The sequence below is a fragment of the Culturomica massiliensis genome (assembly GCF_900091655.1).
GTDB lineage: Bacteria > Bacteroidota > Bacteroidia > Bacteroidales > Marinifilaceae > Culturomica > Culturomica massiliensis.
Map to the genome: position 1 here is coordinate 1,676,288 of NZ_LT594621.1, position 14,327 is coordinate 1,690,614.

11 protein-coding genes and 1 pseudogene are annotated in these 14,327 nt (G+C 44.1%); 5 read left to right on the plus strand and 7 right to left on the minus strand.

The genetic code is table 11. The annotated features are described in order from the left end of the window. Window positions 1–5 precede the first annotated feature (5 nt). The 3 genes from BN8908_RS08435 to BN8908_RS08445 all read left to right on the plus strand — a co-directional run bounded on the left by BN8908_RS08435 (window position 6) and on the right by BN8908_RS08445 (window position 3,618). The gene (locus BN8908_RS08435; protein WP_068690075.1) at window positions 6–1,070 is read left to right on the plus strand and encodes a DUF3868 domain-containing protein; all 1,065 of its coding nucleotides are present in this window, start codon (window positions 6–8) and stop codon (window positions 1,068–1,070) included. Between the two features lie 106 nt (window positions 1,071–1,176). Further along, window positions 1,177–2,586 (plus strand): Mfa1 family fimbria major subunit, encoded by a 1,410-nt coding sequence (locus BN8908_RS08440; RefSeq protein WP_068690077.1) that lies wholly within the window; start codon window positions 1,177–1,179, stop codon window positions 2,584–2,586. 111 nt (window positions 2,587–2,697) lie between these two features. Next, on the plus strand, window positions 2,698–3,618 hold the full coding sequence (locus BN8908_RS08445; protein ID WP_068690079.1) for a FimB/Mfa2 family fimbrial subunit: 921 nt from the start codon (window positions 2,698–2,700) through the stop codon (window positions 3,616–3,618). 120 nt (window positions 3,619–3,738) lie between these two features. Here BN8908_RS08445 and BN8908_RS08450 read toward each other — a convergent pair whose 3' ends face one another. From BN8908_RS08450 to BN8908_RS08460, 3 genes are all read right to left on the minus strand, one after another. Next, window positions 3,739–4,980: a cupin domain-containing carboxymuconolactone decarboxylase family protein gene (locus BN8908_RS08450; RefSeq protein WP_068690081.1), complete on the minus strand. Its 1,242-nt coding sequence runs from the start codon at window positions 4,978–4,980 to the stop codon at window positions 3,739–3,741. Window positions 4,981–5,306: 326 nt separating this feature from the next. Further along, window positions 5,307–5,819: a ferritin-like domain-containing protein gene (locus tag BN8908_RS08455; RefSeq protein ID WP_068690083.1), complete on the minus strand. Its 513-nt coding sequence runs from the start codon at window positions 5,817–5,819 to the stop codon at window positions 5,307–5,309. 284 nt (window positions 5,820–6,103) lie between these two features. Further along, on the minus strand, window positions 6,104–6,892 hold the full coding sequence (locus BN8908_RS08460; RefSeq protein ID WP_068692180.1) for a M48 family metallopeptidase: 789 nt from the start codon (window positions 6,890–6,892) through the stop codon (window positions 6,104–6,106). A 228-nt stretch (window positions 6,893–7,120) separates the two neighbouring features. On the opposite strand from BN8908_RS08460, the gene BN8908_RS08465 reads away from it, so the two are divergent. Continuing rightward, window positions 7,121–8,482: a deoxyribodipyrimidine photo-lyase gene (locus BN8908_RS08465; RefSeq protein ID WP_148453248.1), complete on the plus strand. Its 1,362-nt coding sequence runs from the start codon at window positions 7,121–7,123 to the stop codon at window positions 8,480–8,482. Window positions 8,483–8,531: 49 nt separating this feature from the next. Here the strand turns inward: BN8908_RS08465 and BN8908_RS08470 are convergent, their stop codons facing one another. Further along, window positions 8,532–9,917 (minus strand): (Fe-S)-binding protein, encoded by a 1,386-nt coding sequence (locus BN8908_RS08470; RefSeq protein WP_235837425.1) that lies wholly within the window; start codon window positions 9,915–9,917, stop codon window positions 8,532–8,534. An 85-nt stretch (window positions 9,918–10,002) separates the two neighbouring features. Between BN8908_RS08470 and BN8908_RS18150 the strand changes: the two genes are divergently transcribed. Continuing rightward, on the plus strand, window positions 10,003–11,232 hold the full coding sequence (locus tag BN8908_RS18150; protein ID WP_068688501.1) for an IS4 family transposase: 1,230 nt from the start codon (window positions 10,003–10,005) through the stop codon (window positions 11,230–11,232). A gap of 96 nt (window positions 11,233–11,328) precedes the next feature. On the opposite strand, the pseudogene BN8908_RS08480 reads toward BN8908_RS18150, so the two are convergent. The 3 genes and pseudogenes from BN8908_RS08480 to BN8908_RS08490 all read right to left on the minus strand — a co-directional run. Beyond that, window positions 11,329–12,807 (minus strand): annotated as a pseudogene (locus tag BN8908_RS08480) (FAD-binding oxidoreductase); the annotation flags it as partial. Window positions 12,808–12,813: 6 nt separating this feature from the next. Continuing rightward, window positions 12,814–13,185 (minus strand): hypothetical protein, encoded by a 372-nt coding sequence (locus BN8908_RS08485; RefSeq protein WP_021988335.1) that lies wholly within the window; start codon window positions 13,183–13,185, stop codon window positions 12,814–12,816. Window positions 13,186–13,388: 203 nt separating this feature from the next. Next, entirely contained in the window at window positions 13,389–14,159 is a 771-nt protein-coding gene (locus BN8908_RS08490; protein ID WP_068690093.1) for a hypothetical protein, read from the minus strand. Between the last annotated feature and the right edge of the window lie 168 nt (window positions 14,160–14,327).

Below are 14,327 nucleotides of genomic sequence, written 5' to 3' on the forward strand. Positions count from 1 at the left end.
TAAATATGAAAAAGACAGCCCTGATAAGTACCCTATTTCTGACAGTCATCTCTGTAGCCCCGGCCTTTTCCCAACGGTCGTACCAGGGAGAAATCCGGATCGTGCAAAACCGTTTCGAACAAAAAGGCGATACCCTTTTCCTGCAAATGAACATCGACCACTCGGGGATAGCCGTGAAACCACGCCAAACCATAGAACTAACCCCGGTATTGGAAGCCGACTCGATGGACCTCGTTTTGCCTTCCGTCGTCCTGAATGGAACAAACCGCGACAAAGTTTACCAACGTTCCCTGAAACTGGACAAACAAAAAAGTCCGGCTATAGCCCCCTATCTGGTCAAACGGATCGACGGCCGTAGTAACGAAACAATATCTTACGACCTGACCGTTCCTTTTGAAGAGTGGATGGCCGGGGCTACACTGAATCTTTATGAAGACTTTTGTGGCTGTGCCGGAAAACGGCAACTCATTGCCATTAATATGTTCCCCACAGCACTGAAGCTGGAAAAACCGATAGTCCCCGACACAATCATCCAGCCCGCTCCGATGCCTGCCCCGGTGATTTACACCAAAGAAGGTTCGGCTTTCGTGAATTTCCCGGTCAGCCAATCCCGGATATTACCCGGTTTCCGCGATAACCGTAGCGAACTCGCTAAAATACACACTACCCTGGATGAACTGCTCAGCAACCAGCAGGCCAGAATCACAGCCGTCGAACTGACCGGCTATGCATCTCCGGAAGGTCCCCATGCCTTCAACGAAAAACTATCGCAACGACGGGCTGAAGCTCTGGCAACCTACCTGAAGGAACAATACCAGCTTCCCTATTCCATTTATCACATTTCCTGGGGAGGTGAAGACTGGACAGGACTTTATGAGCTGGTAACCGCTTCGGATATGCCTGAGAAACAGCGCATCATCGACATCATCGAACAGACCGGTGTAAACGACACACGCATCAGACAATTCCGTGAACTCGACCAGGGCAAATCCTATCGCTATATGAACGAATACTATTTCCCGAAATTACGACGGGTAGATTATAAAATATATTATCAGACAGAGGAATAAAAAACTATTAAATAAAAGAAAGGAGGACCAGGAAGAACCGAAAGAAATAAATCGTTTCAACTGAACAATTTTAATTCATTATTTATTTAACTTAAAACTAAACGCAATGAAAATAATCAAACATTTTTTTATGTTAGCATTAGCAGGATTAGCTTTGGCAGCCTGTAGTAACGAAGATCCTATTTATGACGGCAGGGAATCGGAAAACCCGAATGCAAACGCACCGGATGCGTACACGGCCTTTGCCATCAACATTCCGAATGTCCCCAGGGCCAAAGCTATGACCCGGGCTTCCGACCCCGGCACTCCCGAAGAATATGCGGTAAACACCCTGCACGTGTTCATCTATGATGCCGAATCGCCTTACACGCCGACACTCGCCGAATTTAGTGTGGCTGACGGTAGCCTGAGCCTCCGGCCGGGAAGCACTTCCATTTGGGAAACCAACAGAGCCATCAAAACCAAGAAAGCCGACAAATACATTTTTGCAGGCGTCAACCTCCCTCCGATGATCATCGATGCAATCAAAAGCCAGGGATTCGGAGCATTCAATTTCCATGAATTTTCACTACCCATCCTGCAAGCCACCGGGCCGGAAGGATTCGTGATGTTCAATGCCGCATATCCCCCAAGGACTATGGCAGACCAACTTTACCCGACAGAAGAAGAAGCGCAGAATCCGGGTGCACAGCTCTCGATTCCCGTTGACCGTATCAGCGTCAAAGCCTCTGTTGCAAAAGGTCCCGAATTTGTGGTAAGCGGCGGAGGCACCATGACCGACCTCACTTACGGCTGGCGTAACATCAACCAGGCATTCTATTTTGTACAAAAAATGGAAAACGGAATCATCAAAGACCATAACTGGTCGAGCTATTCCCCCTGGGATTTCAACCCGGGCGACGATCACTTACCCGTAAACGAATCCGGTGCGCCCATCGACATGTTCTCTTATGCCATGGAAAACGCTTTCGACTTTGTTCCTAACGTGACTCTAACCGACGAGGCTACCTACCTGAGCATTTCAGGCTACTTCCGTCCCGATCAGGTCATCCGGATCAGACCGCAGGCCAGCCGCGCCTATCCGTCCAGCGGTTCGGACTTCGAAATCATCGACAATCCGAATCCCGAAAGAACCACGTTCTACATCGTCCGTACTGACGACGGCGTAGCCAACTATTTCGCCGACGCATCGGTAGCTGAGACATTCGCACAACTTTGTAACCAGGGAGCCGACGGTATGCCCGAACTCTCCGAGCCTTACGATATCAACCGTAACAGGTACGACGAAGGACGATGCTACTACCACCTGTTTGTAAACGGTGAAGCCAACGCCCCGCAAGCGCCTTACAACATATACCGTAACCAATACTACAAAGTAAACCTCAACTCTATCCAGGCTCCGGGTAACCCCGACGAAAATTTCGACAAAGGCAAACCCATCCAGCCGAATGCATGGCTCAGCGTAGAGATCGAAGTCAGAGAGTGGGAACTGATCGAAGAAAACCACGATCTATAACCCGCATCCGTTCATAAAGTCCTTCCCGTTTTGTGAAAGGACTTTATGAACCATTAAACAAGCCCGGCGGGCTTTGCAACCAAAATCGAAACTTTATAAACACCTTATACGATGAAAACATCCCGGATAAAATATTTCATCCTGTCCCTGTTCATCAGCGGAATCACCCTCCTGTGGGGAGGATGTATCAAAGAAGACCGCTCCAATTGCGAAGAATGCCTGACACTGAAATTCCGGTACCGCACTGCACCGGAAAGTCGTGCCGGTACTAGTTTTCCGGAAATCGACCGTCTCTCGGTATTCGTTTTCGACGGTTCCGGCATATTCGTTTTCCGGGCAGACGACGACGGCATCCGTATTACGGATGCCTACTCTATGACGCTTCCGCTCAAACCGGGCAGTTATCAGTTTGTAGTATGGGCCGGACTGGACGAACACTACATCCTCCCCACCTGCATCAAAGGAGAAACCCGGATGGAAGATTTTATCCTGCAACTGGAACGGGAAACGGACAACTCCATTCCCCGCCACCCGGCCCTGCTTTATCACGGCTACGAAGAAGTGACCGAATTCAAGCCCCTGGAATCGAAAACCATTACCATCGGCCTGCTGCGGATCACCAATACGATTCGTGTCATCGCCCATAATTTACCTGCAACTGTCAACCACTCCATCAGCATCGAAGATGACAACGGCACCTACTACCACTCTGCCGAAATCGCCCCCGACGATCTCCTGACTTATATCCCGGTATACGCCCAGACCCGGGCACAGACCTCTCCATTGATTGCCGATTTCAACGTCATGCGTTTACAAAACGACCGGGCAGCCCGTCTGAAAATCAAAGACGAGACAGGGACTACAAAATACGACGAAGCCCTGATTGGTAAACTACTCAGCGCCTACCCCGGCATTGATTTCGACTACACCCATGATTTCATCATCGAAATCACCTTCAACGACGCCTACGTCCCCGTCAGCATCAAAATCAACGGCTGGGAAATCATCGACGAAGAAAGCGGCCTCGGATAATCCCGGGGCTTCTTCCTACAAATCAACACAGTACGAAACGACTATACATTCATACCATTAACAATCTGTAAACAAAGTAATCAAGAAAATATCAAATAAGTCCATGAATTTATCTGTGATTTATTTATTTTCAGGAATAACTTCATTCAAACAAGCCACAGCATTAAGCGTACGGGGATATCCAATGTATGGAAGCAGCTGGGTAACAGCAGCCAGCAAGATAGCTTTATCATTGCCTACATTTAGATTTCCCCGGATATGCCCTTTGACCTGTGCTTCACAACCACCCAACGAAATAAGGATAGAGAACGTAAGTAATTCACGCGTTTTCACGTCCAGAGCCGGACGGGTCTGGTAATCGCCGAAACAGTTGGCAGAAAGATATTTTTGGAAATGCAACTGGTTAGCAGGAGATGTTTCGTACATTTTATCGATGTGCCCGCTACCAAAAATAGATTTTTGCAAGGCAAGTCCTTTCTCCATACGGGTTTCGGAAGTAGTCACGGCTTGGGATTCCAAAGGAAGTGGCACACCTTTCCCGATAAGAAATTCGTTGGTAACTGCTAAAAGTTCCTCCACCTTTGCCATTCCGGCGTAAGGAACAGCATGATAAAGCACTTCTTTGATTTCGACGGGACTGATCCCATTGACCAGGGCTGCCTGCAAAGTCTTGCAATATTCGGTTTCTGTATTCATAGCAATAGCCGAGACCATCGTTATAAGAATGCGGATACGGGTATCCAGTTCGCCGCATTGCTGTGTTTCTCCGAAAGCAAAATTACCAAATACCTCTGCCAGCTCGGGATCGGTAGCAGCCAACGTGCCGTCAGGATCCGGAAACCATTGGCGGTAATTACGGGCAGCATCAGATGAAAGTTCCCCATTTTGCAAAGTGGCCTCAGCATAAGCCGCATCATCCACGGGCTCCAGCCATGTATTCTTGTTCGTCTGCGGATTACACTCGATTGCCAGATGCGAAAACCAGCTGTCGGGAGCTGCACCGTGCCAATGGACTATATCCGGGGCAATTTCAACGATTTCACCGGGAAACAATACCCGTGCGGCCTTTCCTTTCTCCTGGTAATACCCTTTGCCACCGACGGCTATCAGGAGTTGACCACCCGTGTGACTGTGCCAATTATTCCGGCACCCCGGCTCAAAGGTAACATTACTCACCGGACAATTCAAATCCTTATTCTGGGTAAGACGAGCCAGCCAAGACCGGCCGATAAAAAACTTTGCATACTGCACATTCGCATCTCCCACAGGAAATGCACTTAAGTTACGGAGTTCTTTTTTCATATTCTGGGCATTTAATAGATTTCCTGTATGGAACAGTAACATCAAAGTTACTGCCGCCATTATAATTCTTCTGATTTTCATAAGGGTTATCGTTTTCGTTTCTATTAGATATGACAAACCTACCGAATCTGCCCTATTTTACAGGTAAACAAATTACGGATTGTCCTACCCATATTACAGATTTTTCATTATCCGGAACCGACAAATACCAATCCTTATAAAAAATGAATTTTACAGACAGCTTACAGGTTAAACTACAAAATAACCGGTATAATTAGTAAGAAAACGGACCTCATGTTCTTCCTGCAAAAAGACAATGATATATAAAAAAAGTCCCGTCTTTCCTTAAAAGACGGGACTTTCAGCAATTCATATTTTTTAATAAATTACTTTTCGAGAAATGATTTTTTCATTCTGGCAATATCGGTCAGGTAGTCCTGAAGATCTTGTTCATGTTCTTCTTCTTCAGCCAATATCTTTTTTACGATATCACAAGTAGTAAAGTCTTTTCCATTCGTAAAGTCGGCAATCTCCTGATACCTCAGAATAGCACAACGTTCAGAAGCTATATTGTCTTTTAGTAAGCTGACAGAACCAAAGTCCTGGGGGGTATCGTATTTGCATCTTGCCAACTCAGACCATTTCTGCGGATCTAAAACGGGTACTCCTTCCAATTCAATGATACGCTTGGCTATCATCCGGGCATGCTGATGTTCTTCATTTGCGTGTTCTTCAAACTCACGTTGTACGTCGGGACGCATAGCACCTTCAACGACTAATGCGCCTACCCAATATTGGTAGTAAGCCAACCATTCTTCAGACAGTGCAGCATTCAACTGTGAGATCAATTTTTCTACGTCCAATTTTCCTTGGAGAATTTTTACACTTTCTTTAGCCATAATTTTAGGATTTAGTTTATTTGGTTCTATTTATACGTGTAACGGACAAGATTTTTTTTTGTTTGAGTAGCTTCAAATTTTAACAAGGATTTCTATTTTCTTATCCAACGCAAAATCCCGGAAAGCCGCAGCAACGACAAAGACAAACCCATCGGTTTGCCTTTCCCGATGACCCGATTACGAAGATTTATCTGACAAAATAAATTCCGGAGACCTCAGTATATTTCACTGAGATCTCCGGATTCCACCGATAAATTCGCATCTTTAACGTACTTCTCTCCCCATCATTTTTTCACGTAAGCCTCTGCTTTTTCTTTCATCCGGGCCGAACGTTTGACACTATCCGGATGACTCGAGAACATTTTCTGGAACATAGACGATTTTTGCCCGTCCGATAACCGACTGAGTTTATCCAAAGCATTGGCCATTCCATAAGGATTAAAACCATGTTTCACACAAAATTCAAACCCATAATCATCTGCTTCCAATTCTTGTTTTTGTGAAAACTGTGCACCTGACAAGGCTTCTGCAATATCTCCCAACTGAGAATCCGTCAATTTCTCCAACATCCCTCCGGCAGCCCCGGCAGCGTTCTTTGCTGCAGAAGCAAGATATGCATTTTTCATGGCATCTTTACTATCGGTATGCACGACATGACCTATTTCATGGCCCACAATCGCCATCAATTCATCATCGTTCATCATATCCATCAAAGCTGAAAATACCCGGATACTGCCATCACCACACGCAAAAGCATTAATATCGACCACTTCATAAACTTTATAATTCAGCTTCAGCCCTTCGACATCTCCCACGTTTTGCATCAGTGAATCCAAACGTCTGGAATAAGCAGACTCAGGAGCTGAAACCGGATTATGTTCGTCCATCCATTTCACCGATTCCCGGCACAAAGCAGCCACATCTTCATCCGACAAAGTAATTGCCGATGCCACATTCGAAGCAGCATTCAATACTTTTTTTGTATTGATCATACGATTTCCGATCTTTATTTGCGCTTGTCCTACAGACATTATTCCAGCCACAACCAAAACAAGTAATATCCATTTTTTCATTTTCATTGTATTTTTCATTAAAACCTCACAAAAATATAAAATTCTATTTCTCCGGCAATCCAAAAGACAGAACATTGCCGCTACAAAAGAACGCCATTAACTGAAAAATCCTACCTGAAAAGCCCCGTTTAAACCAGTATAAATTTTTCTTCCGATCCGAAAAATAGACGACAATCGGAAACAAACCTGATTTAAGCCTCGTTCTTTAAACCAGTAAAAGTTTTCAGAGTGAAACTTAATAAATTGACAGGAAATAACATGAAATCCGAACGAATTCACCGGCTAAACAAAGCTCCGATCAAGCAAGGTCTGTATATATTGTATCTAATGCAGACCTCCCAACGGCTTCATTGTAATCTGGCCTTATGTCAAGCCGCACATCTAGCAAACGAAACCGGTTTACCCTTGCTTATCGTGTTTCATCTGAAACCGGACTATCCGGAAGCCAACTACCGTCATTTCAGATTTATGGTAGACGGCCTTCTCCAATGTGCGACTGATGCCATCGGATTCGGTATCGGATTCGAATTATCTGACCTGCCGGAAGAACAGCTATACTCACATTATCTCAATCAGGCAGCAGCCATTATCTGTGACCAGGGTTACCTTTATCCGCAACAAAAATGGCAGACCGATATAGCTGCAAATGTTTCCTGTCTGATGGAAACAGTAGAAGACAATCTCATCATACCTATCGCTTCGGCTTCCAACAAGGCTGAATGGAGTGCACGGACAATTCGTCCCAAACTGATGAAAAAAATATCTTATTTTGCAGGTGATGCCGAAACCAAGTTACCGCCATTGAAATACCCTTTTCGGAACAATGCCAGCCACAACAATGAAACAGCCGAACGTTTTCTCGAAACAACACGAAAAAACAAATATCTTGCACCGGCCGATCTTTCCAGCGGAGAAAGAACAGCACAGAAAATACTGAACGATTTCATTGAGAATAAACTAACGGATTATAGTCAAAATCGTAAAGATCCGTCATTAGCCGGATCTTCCCGTTTAAGCCCTTACCTGCACTTCGGACAGATTTCTCCTTTACAAATATTACAAAAAATCAATACTTTACCTTATGCCGGTGCTTTCATAGAAGAATTACTCATACGCCGGGAGCTGGCTCACAATTTTGTTTATTTTACGCCTCATTATGACGATTATACCATCCTTCCGGCCTGGAGCCGTAAAACACTGAAAGAACACCGGTCCGATCTCCGGCCACAACTCTATTCACCGAAAGAACTCGAAAATGCAACTACAACTGATTCTTATTGGAATGCAGCAATGTACGAAATGCAAAAAACCGGATTCATGGAAAACACCATGCGTATGTATTGGGGAAAGAAAATCATAGAATGGAGCCGTTCCCCAGAAGAAGCCTATACCACAATTATAACCCTCAACAACCGTTATTTTCTAGACGGACGGGACGCCAACAGCTATGCAGGAGTAGGTTGGTGTTTCGGTCTGCACGATCGTCCGTGGCCCTCAAAACCCATTTTCGGTACAGTACGAAGTATGACTGCCCAAGGATTGGCACGCAAATACGATATGAATACTTATTGCAAAAAATTTTTACTTTAACCGATTAAAATATTACGATCGTAAATAGCCGCCGGCTTGCAGAACAATTTCAACCAATCGTTTCATCTACCAGGTAAACAATTGACTCGTAAGGTTGTTTGATATGATCCTGCATGACGATTTCACAAGTACGTGCCAGCGAATAGCAACCGTCAAACTGTTGATCAGAAATTTCATACCGTTCATCCTGGGTCGCCGATTCGGATAGTTCCGGAAAAATAAATCCCCGGTCGCCGGAAGCCCCGCAACACCCCCAATTATCAGGCAATATCACTTCCCGGGCACATTTCCGCGCAATATCGAGCATAACGGGAGTCAGATTCATGATCTGACAGGAACAGGTCGGGTGTAATAAAACCCTGTTCTTCGGCTTGATTTCCTTTATTTTAGGTAAAATAATCTCATTCAACCATTGTGTAATATCTATAATTTTCAATTGCTTATATTTCTCCTGATTTTCAGGTGTGAGGATATTTCCTCCGGTTTCGGACAACAGCGTATGCGTACACGATGTCGTATCACAAAATATGGGAATACGTCCTCTTTCAGACCAATCATAAAAACAGGCAACGGTACGGTTGGCCGTAATCTTCTGTCCTTCAACATTTCCCTTGTGTTCCCAAATCTGTGAGCAGCAAAGTCCATGCGCTTCAGCAGGCAGGCTTACACGTACTCCCGCTTTACCGGCGATTCTCAATATGACTGTCATCAAATCGTCTTTATGTAAAGCTGAAGCACCGAAAATACGGGTCACACAAGCCGGAAAATAAATATAATCGGGATCAGTCTCTTCCCGGTAATGTAATTTGCGGGGCATCGGGAAATGAGCCGACCAATGGGGCATCTGACGGAACATTCTGTGCAGAAAGTCTGTCGCCCAAATTAAAGGATAAGGCGAAACAACACGTTCTGTTCCGACAGCCAATTTCAGCATGGCCCGCAGATCGGTTTCCACTGCATCGAAATGTCCGGCGGCATAATGCAGGATATCCGATGCTGTTTTCGTTGCCTTTTTACTCCGGATAGCATCGGTTACAACAGCCGTACTGATCCCCATAGGGCAAGGCATCTGACACATGCCGTCTGCCGCACAGGTCTGTTCTCCGATATAATCATATTCCTTTTCCAACTGCGGATTGCCTGTCCGGGCAATAATCCGCCTGGCCTGTAAACGCTGACGGGGTGTTAACGTGACATAGCGGGACGGACAAACATGCTCACAAAATCCACATTCGATACAGGTATCTGCTTTTTTGTAGTGTAAATCTTCAGAAAAAAGCGTCATCTCTTTTACCGACTGCAAATGAGCATCAGGATCGGAATTCAGAATCACCCCTTTATTCAATATTCCCTGTGGATCGGCCCAGTCATGTTCGGAAGAACAGTCCCTCCAATTTTGGAAATCAAAAAAAACATACCAGTTATTAACAATCATGTATTATTTTGTTAGTAACTAATTGTTTTATAATGTATTGACTTGTATTTAAATATCTATATTTGTTTTCATAAACAATAGATATATGTCAACCATCTTTAATCAGAAAATTGATTTGATTCAGCTATTGCGTCAGATTCCTGATGAACATATCCTAAAAATAGCCACTAAAAGTAAAGTTGATCATTATGCCAAAGTATTGAATGGCCGTTTGATGTTTTATTTGCTTTTATCAGGAATCCTTCGTACAGATAAATTGAGCCAGCGTGGTCTGGCTGATTCCTTTTCCTCTCCTCTTTTTCGTACTTTATTTAATTTTAAAGGTAAACCAACGATATCCCATAGTTCCATATCCGATCGTCTGTCCACCATGAATACTGATTTCTTCCGGGAGTGCTACGAAACGATCTATCATATTTTCAGTTCTTTATACAGTACGAAAGAGATCGAAAACTTATGTCTTCAGCGTGTGGACAGTACTCTTGTAAGTGAAGCCTGCAATCACCTCAAACAGGGAATGCCGTGCGGCAATCTTTACGGGAAAAAGAAAATGATGAAATATACCATCAATTTTGACGGAATGTTTGCTTCTTTTGCAACGACTCATTCGGGTGATAGTGAAGCCAGCGAATCCCATGTACTTCCTGAGAATGTGCTCAGCCATTTTCAAAAGATAAAGGATCACTCTTCTGTTTATATCCTTGACCGCGGTCAGAATTCTGCCGAAGCATTCAGGACAATGAAAAGTCAGGATGGACTCCTTTTTGTAGGCAGACTGACCGATAAACGGAAAATGCTGGTGGTGGAGGACCTGAAAAAGGGAAATGATGTTTTCACAGACGGAGACCTTCTTGAAGACAAATTGGTTAAACTTTATAAACGGGAAGAAAAACTCAATAAAGAAGGAAGAAAAGTAGTAACAACCAGACTCGTTGATGAAACTTTCCGGGTAGTGCGTTTTAAACCTCAGGGTAAAGGCGAAATTTTACTCATAACTAACTGTCTGGAACTTACAGCTCAGACTATTACTCAGATATACCGTCGACGGTGGGATATTGAAGTCTTTTTTCGTTTTATCAAACAGGAACTGAATTTCAGCCATTTTCTCTCCATGAATGAAAACGGAATACAGATTGTGATGTATATGACCCTGATTACGGCTATGCTGGTGATGATTTATAAACGGGAAAATAATATCGGATATACCACGGCTGTCAGAAGAATGGGCATTGAACTCGAAAATCTGATTATGGCCATTATCGTTATTGAAAGCGGGGGAGATCTGAATAAAACGCAACTCAGACCTCCTGTCTGAAAATTTAGGAGCACTTGAGAAGACCAGAAAAAAAGAATATATGGAAAAAGACAACCATGGACAATATTTTTTCTTCCGAACATGACTGGGATCGGCCAAACGTTTTATCTCCTGCATCATCCTGTAAATTTCAGTCCCCCATTCCCGTTCGACAAAAGGTGCAACGGCGCGTCCCGTACCATGTTCTCCTTTCAGCGATCCGTCAAGGGAAAGTACCAGGGTCACCATCCCCTCCATAAAACGGGAAAAATTATTGATTTCGTCCACCGTTTTCATTCCGGAAGTCACCAAAGGATGTACATTCCCATCCCGGGCATGGCCGAAAACAGAGCCTTCATACCCATGTTTATGAAACAGTTCCTGTAATCCTCCGACCAAAGCATCCAATTTCCCGACCGGAGCCGCAACATCTTCAAGTATGACAGAATCTCCCGGTATACGGGCACCGGCAACGCACGGAAAAATTCCATCGCGCACTTTCCATAGCTTCTCACGTTCATTTACCGTACGGGTAAACTCCTCCAGGTTCACAAGGCCATCCAATTTTTTCAATTGAGGTCCGAGATACTTTATCATATCCTGCATCTCCTCTGAAGATCGGGCCCCATAATCGATCAGCATGGCCGTCGTTCCTCCGGGCAGTTCCGGACGGTCGCCCAAACTACTCAATGCCGCATAATCCATCATTTCGACCGACAATGCCCCGCTTTCTCCCAAAAAAGCGGCCGCAGCAGCCGCCTTTGTTGCATCTTTAAAATAAAGCATGGCTGAACTGTAAACAGGCAGCAAAGGCAGGGTATTTAATTCTGCCGATACGATAAACCCAAGCGTACCTTCTCCCCCGATCAGCAGATGAGCAAAAATATCCGCCGGATGATCGAAATCGACAAAAGCATTCATGCTGTATCCGGTCACATTCTTAATTTTATATTTTTCTATAATCCGGTTACGTATCCCGTCGTTACCCAATATCTGTGAACGAATCTGTAACAATCCTTTACACAATTGTTCTTCTTCCTGTTCAAAACGCCGTCGGTCGGCTGTGAGACGGCTATTATAACAATGTCCGTTAGCCAGCATAAATTCGATAGAACTCAATGTATGGTAAGCATTGTACCGGGTTCCGGTTTGCATGCCACTGCTATTGTTAGAAAGAATACCCCCCATCATGGCTGCAATAGCCGAAGCAGGGTCAGGTCCGATCTTAGTTTGATATTTCTTTAAAATCGTATTCACCTGATGAGCTGTAAGCCCCGGTTCAAACCATATTTTACGGCCGTTGTCACGCACCTCGCTTTTTTTCCAGGCTGTACGCAATTCGCAGATGATGCCGGTATTCACGCTCTGTCCCGACAGCGAGGTACCTCCGGTGCGGAAGGTAACGCCTGTCCCTGTTTCTGAAGCAATAGCCAATAACCGCTGCACTTGTTGCAATGTATCGGGACGTACAATAACTTCGGGTTTGATATTAAAATAAGAACCGTCCCGGGAATAAATTTCCCGGTAAAGTCCGGAAGACAATATCTGGTGAGAATCAAATACAGCAGTCAATTTGTGTAAAAGCCGTTTGTCCATATCCTTCTATATATTTTTACGTCTATACCACATTTTTCCGTGTACAGCCACCTGAAGCGAACCACCGATCAAAGCAAAAACAGAAGCCATCGAAAGCCACGAACTTACTCCGTTAAAATCCGGTAATATCACAAAAAATAATATGAAAAACAGCAATACAGATGCCAACACTCCACTCAAACGAGTCAGAATATCGGTAAAAAAACTCAAGGCCACCGCCCACCAACAGATTCCGATCAAAATGACCCAAACAGCCGGACGCCCCACGCCTTGCGGCACCAGAGCGGCATCAGCAGTTGTATAAGCAAAATGCAGATAGCCGTAAACAATATATGCCAATCCCAGCATGATCCGGCCAAAAGTAAAGACAGGTTTCATCGATATAAGTTTTAGTACCTACCGGTTAAACAGGTTCCTATATCGATTTGTTACGAGAAAAAGTAATAATTTCCGGCAAAACTATATTTTAATAACATGAAATTAATATACGAATCATTCAAAACAAAATATACAAGGCTTCCGGAACAATCGGAAACCTTGTATTTACCCGTATAAAAAAGTTATAATGAATCTGCCGTTTTTTATTTGCTCAGCCGGCTTATAATATCCTCCAGCCGTTTGTCTAATTTCTGCAATTCCTCCTGATAGGATTCCGAATCTTCATCTAGTATCTTGGCGATTAACGTATACATATCAATACGAACCTGACAATAACTACGCAGTAATTCATTATATTCTGTAAATTCCGAAGGTATACCTTCCAGAGTATCCATCGCTTTAAGCAGTTCTATATTTTCTTTCCATTTGGGAATACCGGTCGTTTCTATAAATTCGACTGCCTTTTCCGCCGGTTTCTCTTCCAGAATGTTATAAAGGGACAACGCCACTTCCTCGTTACGGGCAAACTGTTTTATCTTCGCATCATACTCTGTAGAATTCCAATTATCTTCCCCCAGATAAATTCCGCCGAGCAACACGGCCAGAATAACAACGCAAGAAACAAGACCGATCCCGGCAGCCCGCCAATTGGAATAAAATAAACCGTCTTTCGCCTTATGAGCTCTTAACTCTCTTCCATGCACCTTTTCCACTATCATACAAATAATAGCAGTGTATATTGCCGGAATCAACGCATTCGGTATTTTATCAAGCACCGGCTCGGGTATCATAAAAATACAACCGAAAAGCAAAACGGTCGTGATAATTCCCAATATCAGTGCATTGAATCCCCATCGCTCCTGTCCCAATACGATACAATTTTTACGGATCAGCAGAGCAGCGGCAAAAGGTCCGCCAAAAAAAGTAGCTAAGGCTATCGCAGCCTGTGAATAAAGTTTGTGACTCGTTTCCATACAATAAATAAAAACAAACGCTAAAACAGCATTTACAATTCGTGACAAAAGTAAAAAATAAATAACCGATCCTATCGATACACTCCATTTTGTTTTTTAAAACACCCGAATAAAAATCCAGTTCTTTTAAATCCGCATTTTAAGAGTTCTCGTTCTGAAAATGAGGAA

Excerpts from the sequence above, each read along its gene's own strand:
- BN8908_RS08435 (WP_068690075.1), top strand. The coding sequence starts at position 6 with ATGAAAAAGACAGCCCTGATAAGTACCCTATTTCTGACAGTCATCTCT.
- BN8908_RS08440 (WP_068690077.1), top strand. The coding sequence starts at position 1,177 with ATGAAAATAATCAAACATTTTTTTATGTTAGCATTAGCAGGATTAGCT.
- BN8908_RS08445 (WP_068690079.1), top strand. The coding sequence starts at position 2,698 with ATGAAAACATCCCGGATAAAATATTTCATCCTGTCCCTGTTCATCAGC.
- BN8908_RS08450 (WP_068690081.1), bottom strand. The coding sequence starts at position 4,980 with ATGGCGGCAGTAACTTTGATGTTACTGTTCCATACAGGAAATCTATTA.
- BN8908_RS08455 (WP_068690083.1), bottom strand. The coding sequence starts at position 5,819 with ATGGCTAAAGAAAGTGTAAAAATTCTCCAAGGAAAATTGGACGTAGAA.
- BN8908_RS08460 (WP_068692180.1), bottom strand. The coding sequence starts at position 6,892 with ATGAAAAAATGGATATTACTTGTTTTGGTTGTGGCTGGAATAATGTCT.
- BN8908_RS08470 (WP_235837425.1), bottom strand. The coding sequence starts at position 9,917 with ATGATTGTTAATAACTGGTATGTTTTTTTTGATTTCCAAAATTGGAGG.
- BN8908_RS18150 (WP_068688501.1), top strand. The coding sequence starts at position 10,003 with ATGTCAACCATCTTTAATCAGAAAATTGATTTGATTCAGCTATTGCGT.
- BN8908_RS08485 (WP_021988335.1), bottom strand. The coding sequence starts at position 13,185 with ATGAAACCTGTCTTTACTTTTGGCCGGATCATGCTGGGATTGGCATAT.
- BN8908_RS08490 (WP_068690093.1), bottom strand. The coding sequence starts at position 14,159 with ATGGAAACGAGTCACAAACTTTATTCACAGGCTGCGATAGCCTTAGCT.